Annotated in this window: 17 protein-coding genes; 4 read left to right on the top strand and 13 right to left on the bottom strand. The window is 52.2% G+C overall.

Features of this window, described 5'->3' with window-relative positions:
* Positions 1 to 46 precede the first annotated feature (46 nt).
* Positions 47 to 1,072 (top strand): glycosyltransferase family protein, encoded by a 1,026-nt coding sequence (locus DZC79_RS05535; RefSeq protein ID WP_118950562.1) that lies wholly within the window; start codon positions 47 to 49, stop codon positions 1,070 to 1,072.
* Between the two features lie 79 nt (positions 1,073 to 1,151).
* Here the strand turns inward: DZC79_RS05535 and DZC79_RS05540 are convergent, their stop codons facing one another.
* The 4 genes from DZC79_RS05540 to DZC79_RS05555 form a co-directional block, all read right to left on the bottom strand.
* Positions 1,152 to 1,373 (bottom strand): class I lanthipeptide, encoded by a 222-nt coding sequence (locus DZC79_RS05540; protein WP_118950563.1) that lies wholly within the window; start codon positions 1,371 to 1,373, stop codon positions 1,152 to 1,154.
* Between the two features lie 225 nt (positions 1,374 to 1,598).
* Positions 1,599 to 2,168 (bottom strand): hypothetical protein, encoded by a 570-nt coding sequence (locus DZC79_RS05545; protein ID WP_118950564.1) that lies wholly within the window; start codon positions 2,166 to 2,168, stop codon positions 1,599 to 1,601.
* A gap of 50 nt (positions 2,169 to 2,218) precedes the next feature.
* A complete protein-coding gene (locus DZC79_RS05550; protein ID WP_198666799.1) occupies positions 2,219 to 4,525 on the bottom strand; it encodes a TonB-dependent receptor in 2,307 nt (768 codons plus the stop codon).
* A gap of 84 nt (positions 4,526 to 4,609) precedes the next feature.
* A complete protein-coding gene (locus DZC79_RS05555) occupies positions 4,610 to 4,981 on the bottom strand; it encodes a hypothetical protein (protein ID WP_118950566.1) in 372 nt (123 codons plus the stop codon).
* 97 nt (positions 4,982 to 5,078) lie between these two features.
* Between DZC79_RS05555 and DZC79_RS05560 the strand changes: the two genes are divergently transcribed.
* Together DZC79_RS05560 and miaA are read left to right on the top strand one after the other, a co-directional pair.
* Complete coding sequence (locus DZC79_RS05560) at positions 5,079 to 5,657, top strand: IS1096 element passenger TnpR family protein (RefSeq protein WP_118950567.1); 579 nt, start codon at positions 5,079 to 5,081, stop codon at positions 5,655 to 5,657.
* Between the two features lie 70 nt (positions 5,658 to 5,727).
* On the top strand, positions 5,728 to 6,645 hold the full coding sequence (gene miaA / locus DZC79_RS05565) for a tRNA (adenosine(37)-N6)-dimethylallyltransferase MiaA (protein WP_118950568.1): 918 nt from the start codon (positions 5,728 to 5,730) through the stop codon (positions 6,643 to 6,645).
* On the opposite strand, the gene DZC79_RS05570 is transcribed toward miaA, so the two are convergent.
* From DZC79_RS05570 to DZC79_RS05580, 3 genes are all read right to left on the bottom strand, one after another.
* A complete protein-coding gene (locus tag DZC79_RS05570) occupies positions 6,642 to 7,790 on the bottom strand; it encodes a hypothetical protein (RefSeq protein ID WP_118950569.1) in 1,149 nt (382 codons plus the stop codon). The two genes, miaA and DZC79_RS05570, sit on opposite strands and share 4 nt — an antisense overlap.
* Before the next feature lie 296 nt (positions 7,791 to 8,086).
* The gene (gene infC, locus DZC79_RS05575; RefSeq protein ID WP_118950570.1) at positions 8,087 to 8,635 is read right to left on the bottom strand and encodes a translation initiation factor IF-3; all 549 of its coding nucleotides are present in this window, start codon (positions 8,633 to 8,635) and stop codon (positions 8,087 to 8,089) included.
* Between the two features lie 63 nt (positions 8,636 to 8,698).
* Positions 8,699 to 9,472, bottom strand: coding sequence for an enoyl-CoA hydratase/isomerase family protein (locus DZC79_RS05580; protein ID WP_118950571.1), 774 nt, complete (start codon positions 9,470 to 9,472; stop codon positions 8,699 to 8,701).
* A 255-nt stretch (positions 9,473 to 9,727) separates the two neighbouring features.
* Between DZC79_RS05580 and DZC79_RS05585 the strand changes: the two genes are divergently transcribed.
* Positions 9,728 to 11,716: a T9SS type B sorting domain-containing protein gene (locus DZC79_RS05585; RefSeq protein ID WP_118950572.1), complete on the top strand. Its 1,989-nt coding sequence runs from the start codon at positions 9,728 to 9,730 to the stop codon at positions 11,714 to 11,716.
* 234 nt (positions 11,717 to 11,950) lie between these two features.
* Here DZC79_RS05585 and DZC79_RS21820 read toward each other — a convergent pair whose 3' ends face one another.
* The 6 genes from DZC79_RS21820 to rsgA all read right to left on the bottom strand — a co-directional run bounded on the left by DZC79_RS21820 (position 11,951) and on the right by rsgA (position 15,859).
* Entirely contained in the window at positions 11,951 to 12,163 is a 213-nt protein-coding gene (locus DZC79_RS21820) for a class I lanthipeptide (protein WP_198666800.1), read from the bottom strand.
* Between the two features lie 168 nt (positions 12,164 to 12,331).
* On the bottom strand, positions 12,332 to 12,928 hold the full coding sequence (locus DZC79_RS05590; RefSeq protein WP_232831764.1) for a hypothetical protein: 597 nt from the start codon (positions 12,926 to 12,928) through the stop codon (positions 12,332 to 12,334).
* Positions 12,929 to 12,982: 54 nt separating this feature from the next.
* Positions 12,983 to 13,759 (bottom strand): DUF2490 domain-containing protein, encoded by a 777-nt coding sequence (locus tag DZC79_RS05595; protein ID WP_118950573.1) that lies wholly within the window; start codon positions 13,757 to 13,759, stop codon positions 12,983 to 12,985.
* Positions 13,760 to 13,849: 90 nt separating this feature from the next.
* Positions 13,850 to 14,200, bottom strand: a complete 351-nt coding sequence (locus tag DZC79_RS05600; RefSeq protein ID WP_118950574.1) for a nucleotide pyrophosphohydrolase — start codon at positions 14,198 to 14,200, stop codon at positions 13,850 to 13,852.
* A gap of 3 nt (positions 14,201 to 14,203) precedes the next feature.
* On the bottom strand, positions 14,204 to 14,866 hold the full coding sequence (locus tag DZC79_RS05605) for an SCO family protein (protein ID WP_118950575.1): 663 nt from the start codon (positions 14,864 to 14,866) through the stop codon (positions 14,204 to 14,206).
* Positions 14,867 to 14,929: 63 nt separating this feature from the next.
* Positions 14,930 to 15,859, bottom strand: coding sequence for a ribosome small subunit-dependent GTPase A (gene rsgA / locus DZC79_RS05610; RefSeq protein WP_118950576.1), 930 nt, complete (start codon positions 15,857 to 15,859; stop codon positions 14,930 to 14,932).
* Between the last annotated feature and the right edge of the window lie 9 nt (positions 15,860 to 15,868).

Consider the following 15,868-nt stretch of genomic DNA (forward strand, 5'->3'; position numbering starts at 1 on the left):
TTTGCTTCATGTTACATTACTGACCATTCCCACATCAGCATCCCAGATGAGAATACTTTTTGCGGTACAAGGTACAGGCAACGGCCATCTAAGCCGGGCGAAGGATGTATATCCCGAACTGAAGAAATACGGTGAGGTCGACTTGCTGGTCAGCGGCTACCAGGCCGATCTCAGCCTGCCCTACCCGGTAAAGTACCGGTTCAAAGGCCTGAGCTTTATCTTCGGCAGACATGGCGGCGTTTCGCTGTGGCAAACCTTCCGTAAGTTGCATCCCTGGCGCTTTTTCAGAGATATCTATCATTTGCCGGTCGAAGAATATGACCTGGTCGTTAACGATTTTGAACCCGTATCGGCCTGGGCCTGCAAGCTGCGCAAAGTGCCTTGCATCGCCTTAAGCCATCAGTCGGCCGTAGTGCAGCCCTGCACGCCTAAGCCGGTGGTATCGGGTTGGTTCGGGCGATTCATCCTGCGCTATTATGCCCCTTTTTCGACTTACTTCGGCTTCCATTTCGAGCGGTACAATGCAAGGATCTTTACACCGGTTATCCGTAGGGAAGTGCAGGCGCTGGTGCCCGAAAAAGGAAGCCATTATACCGTTTATCTTCCTGCTTACGACGATGCAGCGCTCATCCGTTTCCTGCATCGCTTCAAAGGTGTGACCTGGGAAGTCTTTTCCAAGCACAATAAGGAAGCTTTTACTTTCGAACAGATACAGATATCACCTATTGAGAACGACACCTTTCTGAAGAGCCTGGCTTCATGTACAGGCGCCTTGCTGGGAGCGGGTTTTGAAGGCCCGGCAGAAGCGCTTTATCTCAATAAGAAGCTGATGGTGGTCCCGATGAAGCGGCAATATGAGCAGCAATGCAATGCGGCTGCTATCCATCGTCTGGGCGTGCCGGTGATCGATTCCCTTTCGGCCAGGTCGTTCAGGGCAGTGCACCAGTGGCTGCTCAGCGAGGAGCGGGTCACCGTAAAATTCCCCAGGGAAACGGCAGCCATCGCAGTAAGCAAAATGATCGAAGATTTCCTTCACCGTACGGCAGACAGCTTAAACAAGGCACATGCCTGAAGGCTGCTTTAGCCTCACGATCTTAGCATAAACAAAGCCAGGCGCTGCGCCTGGCTTTATTGTATTCGCCTGCTTACGATCACATCTCGGGACATTCTTTGCTCTGGCAGCCGGCATAAGCAGTGCAGAGCACGATGCCGCAGGAAGCCTGCGGATCGCAGCCGCAGCCGGTCCCGGATACGGCGCATCCCTTGCCTGTAGCTCCGCCGAGAATGGCGTCCTGCAATTTGTCGTTAAGGCCTGTAATCATTTCTTTGGTCAGGGTCAGCTTCCTGCCGAGGGCCACTTTCTTCTTTTTCATGTTTGGTTACATTAAGCGGTTAGCACTCCTGTCTTTAGCGCCCTGGAGTGATTGTTCAGCGCCGGAATCTGTTTTTATATTACAAATATAATGATGCAGATAGCCCGTTTTTCATTTTTCAAACAGAATAATGTTAAAAAATAGAATGTGTGTCCTGGCGCTCAAAAGCGAAAGGGCCACCGGTTTCCCGGCAGCCCCCTCTATTCACACCATAGCAATTTGCTGTTACTGTGTTTTCATCCCGAAGGTGATATTGAGATCATCTTCACCGCCGGCAGATTGATAAGTGGTGCTGTTCCAGTCCTGCGCTTCAGGTTTGCTTTTGTCCAGCGCATGACGCAGCACTACTTTAAGGTCGAAAGTACCGGCGCCGGTTACCTTCAGCTTGCCGTCCAGACCAATACCCCTGCCATTGGCATCGGCGTCGCTGTAGGTGTAATCCAGCATACCCGATTGGCTGGGGTTAAGGAAGAATTTATGCTCGGTGCCTTCTTCAACAATCTCGTTATTGATCGACTCCCCTTTCAGGGACAAAGTAATGAGCATGCGGTAATGTGCCCCGTTGCTCAGGATCGTCTGCTGCGGCGTAGGGGTGCCGCTTTTGTCGAAGTTGACCGAAGTGGTATCGATGGTCTGGCTGCCGTCTGCATTCAGCTTGATGAACTGGATGAGGGCGTGGTCAAACTCTTCCTGCTCTACTACAGGGTCGGGTGTAGGATCTTTGGAGCAGGAGCTAAAAGTAACGATACCAGTAGTGAGTGCGAGCAGCGCTAGGCTGTAGATGGCTTTTTTCATATGTTTTTGCTTGTTGTTTTTTTAAAAGAGATGAAATAGTAGTCGGCCGCCTATATCCTGTAGGTCAGCCTCAGGATAAAGTTCCGGCCTATGTCATGGGCATAGTAGCGGAAGCGGTTCATGTAATCTTTGTACAAAGTATTGGTGAGGTTATCGACGGCAAAGTTGATGCCCAGCTGGTGGCGTTTCCATTGCAGCTGTGTGCCGGCGCTCAGGTTCAGCAGCTGGTAAGCGTCGGGCGGTGGTGCATAGTCGCTGCCCGGTTCGTAGCGTGTTTGTTTGGCCACATACACATGCTCCAGCTGAACATAAGTTTCCTGTGCCACCTTGCCTGGGTTAAAGGACCATTTCAATGCATTGGACAGCCTGTCGGCCGGGATCATCGGCAGGTACTTGCCGGCGCTGATGTCCTTCGCCCGCACCATCGAACCTTTGATCGTATAGTCGGCATGTTTCAGGAAATGTATGCCGGCGCTCAGATCGGCGCCCAGGAAACGGGCATCGGTATGCTTGGTTACGAAAGTGGGGAAAGCGCCGGTGAGCCGGTCTTCAAACTGCCCGGTAGGATACAGGTAAATATAATCCTTGAAATAGTGGGCATACACATCAAGATTCACATTGAGCCAGGGCAAGGGTGTCGCCGCCAGGGAGTTGATCCATTTAACGCTGCGCTCCGGGTTTAGCGTGCTGTCGCCATATTCGATAGCCGCTGCACCATGGTGCAGGCCGTCGCTGTACAGCTCATTCACTGTGGGCGGCCGCCAGGCGGTGCCAATGTTGGAGCGCAGGTTCCACTTGTCGCTGAAGGGCAGCACAATACCCAGGCTGCCGCTCAAGCTGCCGAAGGTGTGCCGGCCGCCGTACAGCTGCTTGTCGCGATAGCCCAGCGCGGTCAGGTATTTGTAATCGTAGCGTAATCCAGCTTCCACCTGGTAAGCCTCTTTGATCAGCTTGCCGATGGCATAGACGCCGAGCCCGTTGGTGTTGTAGTCGGGGATCAGCTGGCGGGTGGCGCTGGCGCCGTCGTAGCTGTTTTGCTGGTAGATGCCGTCTACGCCGAACATCGCTTTCCACTGCCTGCCGTTGAAGTATTCCAGGTAAGCATTCAGCGTATGTGTGTACAGGGTGAGGTTAAGCGAAGGGATGCTGCTGCGGCCGCCACGACGGATATCGTACTCCCGGCGGTTATCCGTCTGGAATCCGTACTGCATATTGATATGCAGGTAATCGTTCAGGTGGACATGGCCGTTGGCCTTAAGCAGGTTGTGCTTCACCTGCTGCCGGGGGGCGTCGATCGAATAATAAAAGGAGCCGTTGTCGAAGGGCCGGCCATTGGCGATATGTGCCTGCAGATCTTCGATGCTGCCGATATGTGATTCTTTGAAGATGCCCAGCTCTGTGTCGAAATGACTGTAGAACAGGTCGAAGCCGAAATGCTCCTTGCTGTAGCCCAGTGCGGCCGAGTAGTTGAGCTCTTTGCTGCCGGTATTGTCGAGAAAATAATCGGCAGTTTCCAGGTTGCCGCTGCGTTTCAGCGTACCCTGCACGCGCCAGGAGAGTGCAGGCAATTTGGCCAGGTTGCCGCTCAGCATACCCGATACGGTACCCGCACGGCCATTGCTGGCGCCGACAAGATTCAGCTCGCCATGGATGCTTTTATCTGTGGGCAAGGCCGGCGGCTCTATCAGCACTACACCACCTATAGCCTCTGCGCCATAACGGATCGCTTCGGCGCCTTTGACCACGGTAATGCTTTGTGCAATAAAAGGGTCGATCTCGGGCGCATGCTCCGAACCCCATTGCTGACCTTCCTGCCGGATGCCGTTGTTGAGCACCAGCAGGCGGTTGCTGTGCATGCCGTTCACAACGGGCTTGCCGATGGTAGCGCCGGTCTGCAGCATATTCACGCCGGGTATGGCGGTAAGTATGGTTGCCAGGTTGCCGCCTTTGAGCCGGTCCAGCTCCTCCTGGTGCAAGGTGGTTACAGAAGTGGTCGTATTCAGGACCTGCTTATGGCCTGTGATCTCAACTGCATCCAGGGTCTGGTCGGCCGTCTTTAGGCTGAGCCGCAGCGTATCGCCCTTGCTGAAAGCAAGGTCTTTGTCGAGAGGAACGAAGCCCAGGGCCTCGACGTGCAGGTGCAGCTTACCGGTGCAAAGGCCTTCCAGCAGCCCATGGCCATCGGCATCAGTGAGGGCCTGCAGCGATCCGGTACCGATTGCTGCGCCGGGAATGCCTTCGCCTGTTTTTTCGTCGGTAATGATCAGCGGCAGGACATCACGGCAATCCTGCTGCGCCCGCACTTTCAAGGATACGGTACAGCATAGGGCAAGGCAGCACAAGCCTGCTTGCTTCAAAAAATACATGGATAAAAAATTGCTGTAAACAATGACATATAGCGCCGCTCCACTATGGAGCTGCACTGTTCGATCAATGAGTCATCAGCAGGCAGGCGGACCACGCAGCGCTGTATGCCCGGCTTCCGGGCTCAGGCCTTTCTGCGTTTGCAGCACAAAAAAGTCGTTGTGCGTAAAAGGGGTATAGAAGTGAAAATGTAAAGTGCTGGTCAGGAACACAGGCGTCTGCAGATCAAGAAAATCGCAGTGATGGTGCATCTGCTCAAAGGAAGCATGGTCACCCTTTTCGTGATGGACGCAGTCGATGGTATCCTCGTGTCCTGTAAAGCTATGCAGGAATTCGTGCGAAATGCCGTTCAGCAATAGCAGGGCAGCTATTGTAAGGGACAGGCTTATATGCAGCACACGTTTCAGCATAGTGGAAACCACAAAGGTAGCCTTTTTTTGTAAATGCAACTGAGTAGCAAATAATTTAACGAGGGCAAAACATGTGCCCGGCGGTTTTTCGCTGTACTGATTATTAATTACTTTTGTTCCGGAAAAAATTAAACCTATGCCGTTATTTAAGTTCAGGGTCTATTGGGAGGATGATGATAATATTTATCGTGATATTGTGCTGAAAACAGGCCAGACCTTTCACTCGTTTCACGAAGCGATACTGACTGCTTTTGAGTTCGATCATAAACATAAAGCCTCGTTTTTTGCGAGCAACGATAACTGGGGACGTGGTCGCGAAATCGCTTCCGACGTGCTGGTCAATAAAAAAGATGCGCCTGCTTTATCCATGATCAAAACGCCCGTATCGGCCCTGGTGGAAAAGCCGGATGAGAAATTTGTTTATACCTACGATCCCGCAAAAAAATGGACCTTCCTGGTAGAGCTGATCGGTATTGATAAGGAAGAGGACAGCAAAAAAGAATATCCTTTGTGTGTGAAGAAAGAGGGTGTGGCGCCGGCGCAAACCGGCATCAAAGGCCTGGCCAACGAACGCCTGATGGAGATCGAGGAAAAATACGACCTGAGCTCGGAAGATATGAGCGAAGGCTATGGGAAAGAAGGTGATGACGATGGCGGCTCCTCTTCAGAGGAAGAAAGCTATGGCACCGAGGCAGAAGGATCGGACGATTTTTAAAAAGAAACAGCAACCTGTAATACAGACCTGGCAGCATCCCGTCTGCCAGGTTTTTTTTGAAGGAAAAGCTATGGCACAAAAACAGCTGGTGATTATTGCGGGGCCCACGGCTGTGGGTAAAACGAATATAGCTATCCGTGTGGCGGAGCATTTCGGTACGGAGATCATATCGGCCGATTCGCGGCAATGCTATCGTGAAATGAGCATCGGTACGGCCAAGCCTACGAAAGAAGAACAGGCAAGGGTGAAGCACTATTTCATCGATTCACATAGTGTTGCCGAGGAGCTGAACGCTGCCGATTACGAGCAATTGGCGCTGGGTTACTGCGCCGCCATTTTTGAAGATAAGGATGTAGCTGTCGTTTGCGGCGGTACAGGATTGTACATCAGGGCGCTTTGCGAAGGCATTGACAGCATGCCGGCAACGGATCGTGTTATCGAGCAAGCCTTGCAGCAGGAATATGAGCAAAAAGGTATCGGCTGGCTGCAGCAGGTAACAGCGGCTGAAGATCCGGAATTCTTTGCCATAGCCGAGCAGCAGAACCCCGCGCGGCTGATCCGTGCGCTGGCCTTCAGGCGCAGCACCGGCAGCTCTATCGTGCATTACCGCAGCGGAACAATCAAAGAACGGCCTTTCGGTATCCTGAAAATTGCCCTGGAGCTGCCCCGGCAGGAATTGTATCACCGGATCGACCGGAGGGTAGACCAGATGATGATCGATGGGTTATGGGAAGAAGCGGAGACGCTCTACCCGATGCGGCGCCTGAAAAACCTGCAGACCGTAGGCTACAGCGAGCTCTTCGATTGCTTCGACGGCCGCATCAGCAAGTCGGAAGCTATAGCGCTCATTAAACAGCATAGCCGCAATTATGCCAAGCGGCAGCTCACCTGGTTCCGGAAGGATAAGGACTATCATTGGTACTCGCCATGGGAATCCGAAGCCTTGCTGGCCTTTATCAGCAAGGCGCTTGAAGCGCATGAGAGCTAGTAGGTCTTCCCCTTGTAAAATACCTTGAACATATTGGCGCCGAAGCGGTACTGAATCACATCATAGTCGAGCCGCCAGTCGGCGATATCGGCATTGGTCACATCGTAAGTATCGCCTTCGCTGAACAGGCGCAGGACTTTGGCGCGGTTCACATAAGCTACAGAATTGTAGGCCACCTGGAAGTTGTCAGGATAATAGCTTTCCAAGGTGTAGATCTGTCCTTTATAAAAAACCTTGAAGTAGCCGGTGGCATCCTGGAAGGCCACAACATTATCTTTCACCACGAAGTCGGGTTGAAAGAAGCCGATATTGTACACGGAGTCCTGGTAAAAGACCTTAAAATAGTTGTCATAGCCGACAAAAGCCACCAGGTTGTCGCCGGCAGCATAGCTATAGGGCGGAAAATTGTCGAGCTGGCGGGTGACGCCATCATGAAAGACCTTGAACTCCCGGTTGACATCCACATAGGCGACATTGTTGCGGCCTACATCGAAGCTGGTCACCAGGTAGTTTTCCTGCTCGATGATACTGCCCCGGTAAAAGATACGGAACTGATTGGCATAGTTGACGTAGGCGGCAATATTATCGGAGACCTTCACGCTGGGCAAAGCCCCCGAAGCGATATCCATTTCGCTGGAAATACGGATCGTGTTCTGGTCGGTATTGAACAGGTTAGTCGTATTGGTGGCAGCCAGGAAGCCTTCGATCTGGTGTACTTCACCATTGTAGTAAGCCCGGAATTCCTTTTGGACGCCTTCAAAATACACTACCAGGCTATCGCCGGTAAAAAACTGTTCGCAGTACTTGGACAGGTTGGTGATCTTGCCCTGGTCCCATACATTTAAGGCGCGGGCGTTCTGGTAGGTGATCAGGTTATCCGTCACCTGGAAATTCTGCGTAAAGCCGTCATTGATCTTGGTGGCGCCGCCATTGGCGTAGATCTTAAAGCTGCGTGAATTGTCCAGGTAGGGGATTGCTGCCCGGCCGATCTTGTATTGCAGGGGTACCAGGTATTCGATCTTGCGGATCATGCCGTTATCCCATACCATAAACTGGTTCTGGAAGCTGGTGTAAGCCGAAAGCTGCGCATGACCGGGAGTAGCAGCGAGTAAAAAGGAAAAAAAGAGTAGCTGTTTTAATTTCATGAGGATATTTTTCCGGTAAATGATGCTGATGGCGGCAGGCGATTGCTGGAGTGCAGGACCATCAAAGTCCTAAAAATAAGCATTGCTTTTTAAAGCCATGCAGGAAAGCAGCATAGTTGCAGCAACTTAACAAAAAGAGACAGGGCTAAAAAAGGAAAGCCGGCCCAAGAATGAGCCAGCCCCTATAAACCCTATCACCATGAAAACAAAGTGTAAAATTACGGCAAAAAAATTATCCGCAAAAAATATTTTAATAAGGTAATGTTAAGGATAAATTGAATTCATCCAGGCCTTACTTACTTCTTCTTTTTAGGGGTGAACATGGCCAGCATTCTGCGGCCTTCCATCTTCGGCATGGCTTCCAGCGTGCCCCACTCAGACAAACGTTCCGCAAATTTCAGCAGCAGCAGCTGCCCGCGATCCTGGAACAGGATGGAGCGTCCTTTGAACTGCACAAAGCATTTTACTTTGTTGCCTTCCTGCAGGAATTTTTCAGCATGTTTGGCTTTGAAATCGAAATCGTGATCGTCGGTGTTGGGCGTAAAACGGATCTCTTTCACTTCCGTTTGTTTGGCCTTTGCCTTTTGTTCTTTATCCTTTTTCTTTTTCTCGTAAAGGAATTTATTGTAGTCTACCAGGCGGCAAACGGGGGGATCTGCATTGGGGGATATCTCTACAAGGTCTACTTCGAGATCGGCAGCCATTCTGCGGGCCTCTTCCAGCGAATAGACACCAGGCTCAATGTTCTCGCCGACGACACGTACCTGCTGTGCCTTGATAAATTGGTTGATCCGGTGTTCCGGTTCCTTTTTAAGAGGTAATCTGGGTTTTACTCTTTTCTGCATTAAATCTTTTAGTGTTAGATAGTAAGCAAAGATAGGCTTTAAACTAAAATCAAAATATAAAAATTAGCTTTTTCTCTTAAATGAATGAATGGCGTTGTGGCTGAACTCGCTCAGCACCAGCTTACCGCTGATGGCGGCGCGTTTGGTCAGCAGCTCGTCCCAGTTTTCAGTGCCCTCCCAGAAGATCTTCTTCAGCTGGGTCATGGCTTCCGGGTTGGAATGCGCCAGCTTGGTAGCCAGCGCTGCTACGGCCTCGTTTACGGAAGGAATATCCGCATGTATTTCAGAATACAGGCCGTGCTTGCGGGCCCAGTCGGCGCTGCGCCACTCGGTAGCGTCGATGGCCAGCTGCGAGAAGCCGGCTACGCCGATCTTCCTTTGTACGGCCGGTCCTACGACAAAAGGCCCGATACCTACAGCCAGCTCGCTCAGCTTGATGGAAGCGCTTTCTACCGCAATTGCATAATCGGCTGCAGAGATAATGCCCACACCACCGCCTACGGCCTTACCCTGTACGCGGGCAATGATGAACTTATGGCATTTACGCATAGCATTGATCACGAGAGCAAAGCCGTTGAAAAAGGTTTTGCCTTCCGTTTCGTTGCTGATGGCCAGCAGCTCGTCGAACGAAGCACCGGCGCAGAAGGAACGTTCTCCTCCGCTTTGCAGCACGATCACTTTGGCGCGATCGTCTGTTCCCACGTCGTTGATGGCATGAGCCAGGTCGGTAAGGATCGCACCCGGCAGGGAGTTGCTCGCAGGGTGATAGAACTCGATCTTGCCTATTCCATTTTCGATGGAGGTATGTACATATCCTTCAGGATGGTTACTCATCATATTACAATCAATTATTTAAGGCCGTAAAAGTAAAACAAGATTTAAACATTGCAGGCACCTTTTTTCGGTTTTTGCTTCAAAGCAGCTTCCCTGCCGGCAATAGTGCTATCACGAATCCTGATGCAAAAAGCGGCGGTCCGGTCAGGCTACCGGAATACCCGGAATTTTGCCGCCGCTCTAAGAATGACCGGGAGTGCCAACGTCTGTTAATACAAGTCTCCGACGCTGAACTTTGCCCGCCGGGAGACGACAATTATGCTGCGGAAAGTATTCGTGTTTGTTCTCTGCTGCATCCTGCTGCTTCCCGTCTTCGGCCGGGCCCAGGATGGCCGCAACCATATCTGGATGGCGCCTTTTTTGTCGCTGGACTTCAATACCGGCCCGGGGCCCGCTTTCCTGGCGCCGCCGGCTATGCCGGCCAACGGGCAGCCGGTATCCGTTTGCGATGCTGCCGGCGCTTTGCTTTTTTATAGCAATGGAAACATCGTTTATGGCCGTGATCACCTGCCTATGCCTGGTGGTGTGCTGCTGAACGGCGACCCGGTACGCTTCGACCGGCAGCCCTGCAGTGCAGTGGCGGTACCGAAAGGCGGAGGGCAATATTACCTGTTCTCGCTGCTGCCCGACAGCCAGGCTGTCAATCTGCCGCCCGGTGCAGCCGATACCATGATCCAGCCTTCGCTGTACTATTCCGTGATCGATATGAACCTGAACGGCGGCAACGGCGATATCGTCCCGGGTCAGAAGAAGATTCTGCTGAAGAGCGGGCTGATGCGTTGCTTTCTCCTGGCGGCCCCTGGCCCCGGCTGCTCGGATATGTGGGTGGCTGTGCATGAAGCGACCAGCCCTGCTTTGCTCAGCTATCCCGTTACCGCTGCCGGCGTGGGTGCGCCGGTGCATTCGGTCGCCGGTGCGGATTACCTGGGCGATAACCGTCCGGGCTATGGGTTTTACTATGGCAAGCTATCGCCCGATGCCCGCCGTATGGCTTTGTTTTCCTGGCGGCGGTCCCTGGCGATGCCTGTCGATCCGGGAAGCTATGCTTCGCTGGAGCTGCTTGATTTTGACCGGGCGACCGGCCGCTTCTCCAATGCTGTTAGCTTGTACGAGAACCTGGACTTCAGCCCTTTTATGTATGGCTTCTTCCCTATGAGCTTTTCGCCCGATAGCCGGAGGCTCTACATGGTGCGGCGTGAGGACTATGATGTTGCTACCTGGAATAAGGTGGTGCAGTATGACCTCGGCCTGCCTTCCATTGCGGCGATACGTGCATCAGAAGCCCTGGTGGGTGCCATACCGCCGGCAGGAGCTATCAGCTCGCCCTTTCTCTCCGATATGCGCCTGGGGCCGGACGGCAGGATCTACCTGGCCGCCGGCGATATTTTCCCGTTGTCTTCGGGTGATGCTATCCCCCTGGCGCGAATCAATATCCCTAACGCTCCCGGTGCGGCTGCAGATATGGAAACCGATATCGCTTCGCCATTGATGCAAAGCGGATTCCCGGTCTTGTTTCCCGTACCCAATCCTGAATTCCAGGACCCGGCTACAGCCGCAGCGACGGACCTGCCCTGGTGCGGGACACCGCTGCTGATCGGCGCCAGCCGCAGCGGAAGCTATTTGTGGAATAATGGTGCAACCGATTCTGCAATTACGGCCGGCAATGCCGGCACTTACTGGGTACAGATCATCGAAGCCTGCGGCAGGCATACCGATACCTTCCAGCTGGCAGCGCCGGCGCCGTTGCCGCTTCATCCGTTACCGGGCGATACCAGCATTTGCCGTGGCCAGCAATGGACTGTTGATCTGCCGCCAATCCCGGGCGTCAGCTATACCTGGAGCGATGGCAGCCGGGGTAATCGTTATACGGTAAGGGAGGCCGGCGCCATAACGGTAAGGGCGCAAAATGCCTGTGAAGACGCAATTGATTCCATGCTTGTGGCTTACGGCGCCTGTGCCTGTGATTACCTTTTTGTACCGACTGCGTTTAGCCCCAACGCCGATGGTACCAACGATATCTTTCTGCCGCGTTATCCCTGCACAAAAGAACTGCTGATGTATGAGCTGAGGGTCTATAACCGCTGGGGCCAGGAAGTGTTTATCAGTCATCACCTGGACCAGGGCTGGGACGGCAGCATGAACGGCCGTCCTACAGAGACCGGTGTTTATCATTATACGGTGAGCATACAAGCCAGCGGGCAGGCAGACGAACTGTTCCGGAAAGGGCAGGTGACCCTGTTAAGATAGTGGACAGGAGCATCCGGGGGGACCTCCGTCCATCCACAGAAAGCCGCCCCCGTGGCGGCTTTTGCTATAATCCTTTTCTCCATTCCGAGGGCTGGAGGTTTACCGGGCATTGAGCAATGTAAAGATAAATTTTGATGAACTACAAATCCAACACCCGCTGCTGCGAATTTCTTTCGGAGCCTTTTAAAAAGCCGCCCTTTAAGGGCGGCTTGAAGTGCTTGCTGCTTTATTCGTTTAGCAGTTCGTCTCTCCGGGTGCGCACAAAGTAAGATCTGTGCAAAAGCAGGAGTTGCCGCAGGTAACGTGAAGTGTATTCACGCAATTGCATGGGTTACTATTAACGGGGCAAGTATCGGTTGCGCCTCCGCCCTGCACCGTGCCCAATCCTGTTACAATCTCTTTGTTGAGCAATAGCTTCCTCTCCAATGAAATTTTCTTCTTTTTCATAATTGATCTGCTTTTTATGTGAACAGCAAAGGTAGATCCTGCTACTGCAAATCGTTTTCAGTGATGGCCAGGACAAACGCGGCCCCCTATAAATTTGATCGTATGCAATTATAGGAAAAGCCCTGGCGGGATTGCCGGGGGCTTTAATAAGTGATCAAGATACTGAATTTATTTATTGAGATACTTGCCCAAAGCCTTACCCAGGTCGGCGTAAGCTTCCTGTATGCGGAAACCGGTATCGTAGTCATATCCGCCAAAGCTGCGTCCGAGTGCTTTTTCAAAGCTGAGGCGCAGCACAACATGCGAAGGATTGGCGGTCTCGGTAATCAGTATCTCTCCCGCTATCTCTGCATTTTTGCGTGCAATAGCAATGTTGAAGCCAGGTTCTGTCCTAGTGGTCTTTACGGTCATGGTATACTTCTCTGAGGAATATTCGCCTACCTTAAGGTTGTCGCTGCTTTTATTGAACAGCTCGGTGAACTGCGGCGCGTAGCGCTCGGTGCGGTCGGACTTCCAGTCTTTTTCCCACTGATCGCCTTTGCCGGCTTCCTTTTTGTTATACTCTCCTTTCTTTTTGTCGATGTATTCCGCTTCCGTTTTGAATTTACCCACGCTCATATCGCTGTAGTCGAAGGTAAGGTTGAGCTTGCTCACACCTTTCAGCACATCGGTGCTGCCTTCCGTTACTTTGATCTTCTGGGCAAATGCCGGCTGCAATACTGCCAGGCTCAGCAGGGCAAACAAGGTCATTAATTTTGTTTTCATAACGTGTTTTTAGTTTAGAACGCTAAGGTATAATGTTTTTTATAAAGCATATGCCTAGTTCCAGTTGCAGAGCAAATTGAGGATAAAGCCGTTGTTGGCCTGGAATACCGGCTTGCCACCAACTGGTTGAGGTTGCTGCAGGGTCTGGTTGAGATAGCCGGCCTCGAGACTCAGTCTTTTGTTGAGCTTATAGCCCAGCAGGATGCCCAGCCGGTTCTGATCAAAGATATTGGCGTTGACATTCTTGCCGAAGCCGATGAAGATCTCGTCGAAAGCAGCGGCATACACCGTTTTGTCTGTCATCCCCGGATGATTAAGCGGAAGCGTGGCGCGTAGTTGGTAACGGAAACGGTTCAGGTAATTCCAGCGGGTGATCACACGGCCGCCGTCGCTTTGCGGATCCAGCACACCCAGGAAACGTTGTTCCAGACGGCCCCTGTGGTTGAGCTGCAGCCGGCCGATATTGTCGTTCCAGATCACCTGCTCATAAATGCGATGCTCGGGAAAGGGTTGGGGCGCCGCAGGCGGATAGTCGCCATAGGGAAAGGTTTCGATCCAGCCGTAGCCGGCCAGCACGCTCACCCCGTTATTGAATTTATACTGAATGCCACCGCGCAGCAGGCTCTGCTGCCAGGATTTAAGGCCTTCGGTGCGGCGCCACTGGTATTCGGCCAGCACGGCCCAGTGGTTGTTAAGATTGATGGTGTGAAAAGTATTGAGCCAGACAATCGTATTGTGGGTATGCAGGCGGTTCTGCGCGCGGACGGTCGTACAGGCGAGTAAAACGAAGGAAAGGATAAATGAAAAAAGGCGCGGATAAGTAGGCATCATGAATCTGAGAAATTGGATTCCTGCAAAAATAACGATACCTGCGCTGTTGGAACAGGCAGGTACCGGATATCTTTCGTCTGTATGGGAGAATCAGCTACCCGAAGGGCCTTTCAGTTTTTCATTTTGCTGATGTCTTGCGGCATCCCTTCCTGTTTTCTTTGCAAAATTTTTCCGCAGCGCTTCGGTCAGGTCTATATCGCATTGGTTGGCCAGGCATAGCAGCACCCACAGCACATCGGCCATTTCGTCGCCCAGGTTGCGGCCTTCATCCGATGGTTTAAAGGATTGCTCTCCGTATTGGCGCACCATCAGCCGGGCCAGCTCGCCGGTTTCTTCCATCAGGATACCGAGATTGGTGAGCGGAGCAAAATAGCGGACGCCCAGCGTCTGTATCCATTCGTCCACCTGTTTTTGGGCGGCTTTTAGTGTTAGTTCCGGCATGGCCTAAGGGTTGCTTTCGTCTTCGAGTGTTTTGATATCGCTGATCAGCTGGGCTACTGATCTTTCGTTGGTGCCGTCGTAAGCTTCAGGTTTACCTTCTTTATCGAGCCGCATCCGCAGCCGTCCCTGTTTGTCGACCAGCACAAATTTTTCGGTATGAATGAAATCCTCGTCTATATTGGGATTGCGTTGTTCCACAGCTGTTACCAGGTAGCTGTAATAAGCCTGGTCGTACAGGGCCTGCTTGTCGCCGGTAAGGAACATCCAGTGCTTGGGGTCCGCGTCGAAACGCAGGCTGTAAGCCTTCATCGCCGGTACGGAGTCCCGCTGCGGGTCTACGGTATGCGACAGGATCAGCACATCATTGTCGTTGCGATAAGCCTGGTACACCTTCGACATGTTCTCGTTCATTTTAGGGCAGATGCCTTTGCATGTGGTAAAGAAATACTCTACCACGACGATCTTGTCCTTGATATGCTTATTAGTAATGGTATCGCCTTCCTGGTTGAGAAAGGCAAAGGGGCGAATGCTTTGCCCTGCTTCACCCACGATAGCCAGGTCGGGCTGCTTCATTTTTTTACTGAGGGAGTAATAGTAAAATGAAAAGCCGGCAGACAACAGGATAAAAAAGGTGACCAGAATAACGGTGATCCTTTGACGCTTCATAGAAAGAATGAGATGAAAGCGCAAAGTTACAAGCGGGGTAAGGATAAATTTGGTAAGTGAATGTTAAGCGAAACCCTCGTCGAGACTGGAAAGGATGGCGATATAGCTTTCATAGCGCTCCAGGCTTACGGTTCCAGCAGCCACAGCGGCTTTCACCGCACAGCCCGGCTCGTTGATGTGAATGCAGTTGTTGAAGCGGCAATCGCCGATGAGTGTTCTCATTTCAGGGAAATAATGCGAGAGCTCTTCCCGCTCCATATCTACGATCCCGAACTCTTTAACGCCAGGGGTATCAATAATACGTCCGCCGCCGGGCAGATCGAACATCTCGGCAAAGGTGGTGGTGTGCTGGCCTTTGCCGCTCCAGCCCGATACTTCCTGCACTTTCAGGTTCTTCTCGGGGATCAGGTAATTGATCAGTGTGCTTTTGCCTACGCCCGAATGCCCGCTGAACAAAGTTGTCTTATCCTTCAGCTTGTCTTTGAGCGCTTCCAGTCCTTCGCCATTGATGGCCGTTGCCGTTATGGTTTCGTAGCCGGCAGCTTCATAAACCGCTTTCCGTTGCAGCCATTCTTCCTGGTGCCGCCCCTGGAGCAGGTCGGCTTTGTTGAACAGGATAAGGGCAGGTATATGATAAGCCTCCGAGGTGATAAGGAAGCGGTCGATAAAGCCGTTGGAGGTCCTGGGCTCCTTGATGGTAGCCACCAGCAGCGCGAGGTCGATATTGGCTGCTACAATATGCTTCTGGTGCTTGTTGTGCGGCGAAGTACGCACCATGTAGTTGTGGCGGTCTCCTATGCCCGTGATCACAGCGGTGCGGTCTTCTGCTGATTCGGTCAGCAAGGTTACCTTGTCGCCTACGGCAATAGGGTTGGTGGAAGAGATCTCTTCGTCAATCTTCAGGCGTCCGCGGATACGGCAATTCCATTTGATGCCGGCATCATCGTATGCCAGGTAAAAGCTGCCGGTGGATTTGTATATAGTTGCTGTCAAGTAAAATGA

The sequence above is a fragment of the Taibaiella helva genome, from assembly GCF_003545695.1.
Lineage (GTDB): Bacteria > Bacteroidota > Bacteroidia > Chitinophagales > Chitinophagaceae > Taibaiella > Taibaiella helva.

Bases quoted from the DNA above. Each gene is read 5' to 3' on its own strand.
- DZC79_RS05535 (WP_118950562.1), top strand. From the start codon at position 47: ATGAGAATACTTTTTGCGGTACAAGGTACAGGCAACGGCCATCTAAGC.
- DZC79_RS05540 (WP_118950563.1), bottom strand. From the start codon at position 1,373: ATGAAAAAGAAGAAAGTGGCCCTCGGCAGGAAGCTGACCCTGACCAAA.
- DZC79_RS05545 (WP_118950564.1), bottom strand. From the start codon at position 2,168: ATGAAAAAAGCCATCTACAGCCTAGCGCTGCTCGCACTCACTACTGGT.
- DZC79_RS05560 (WP_118950567.1), top strand. From the start codon at position 5,079: ATGCCGTTATTTAAGTTCAGGGTCTATTGGGAGGATGATGATAATATT.
- miaA (WP_118950568.1), top strand. From the start codon at position 5,728: ATGGCACAAAAACAGCTGGTGATTATTGCGGGGCCCACGGCTGTGGGT.
- DZC79_RS05570 (WP_118950569.1), bottom strand. From the start codon at position 7,790: ATGAAATTAAAACAGCTACTCTTTTTTTCCTTTTTACTCGCTGCTACT.
- infC (WP_118950570.1), bottom strand. From the start codon at position 8,635: ATGCAGAAAAGAGTAAAACCCAGATTACCTCTTAAAAAGGAACCGGAA.
- DZC79_RS05580 (WP_118950571.1), bottom strand. From the start codon at position 9,472: ATGATGAGTAACCATCCTGAAGGATATGTACATACCTCCATCGAAAAT.
- DZC79_RS05585 (WP_118950572.1), top strand. From the start codon at position 9,728: ATGCTGCGGAAAGTATTCGTGTTTGTTCTCTGCTGCATCCTGCTGCTT.
- DZC79_RS21820 (WP_198666800.1), bottom strand. From the start codon at position 12,163: ATGAAAAAGAAGAAAATTTCATTGGAGAGGAAGCTATTGCTCAACAAA.
- DZC79_RS05590 (WP_232831764.1), bottom strand. From the start codon at position 12,928: ATGAAAACAAAATTAATGACCTTGTTTGCCCTGCTGAGCCTGGCAGTA.
- DZC79_RS05595 (WP_118950573.1), bottom strand. From the start codon at position 13,759: ATGATGCCTACTTATCCGCGCCTTTTTTCATTTATCCTTTCCTTCGTT.
- DZC79_RS05600 (WP_118950574.1), bottom strand. From the start codon at position 14,200: ATGCCGGAACTAACACTAAAAGCCGCCCAAAAACAGGTGGACGAATGG.
- DZC79_RS05605 (WP_118950575.1), bottom strand. From the start codon at position 14,866: ATGAAGCGTCAAAGGATCACCGTTATTCTGGTCACCTTTTTTATCCTG.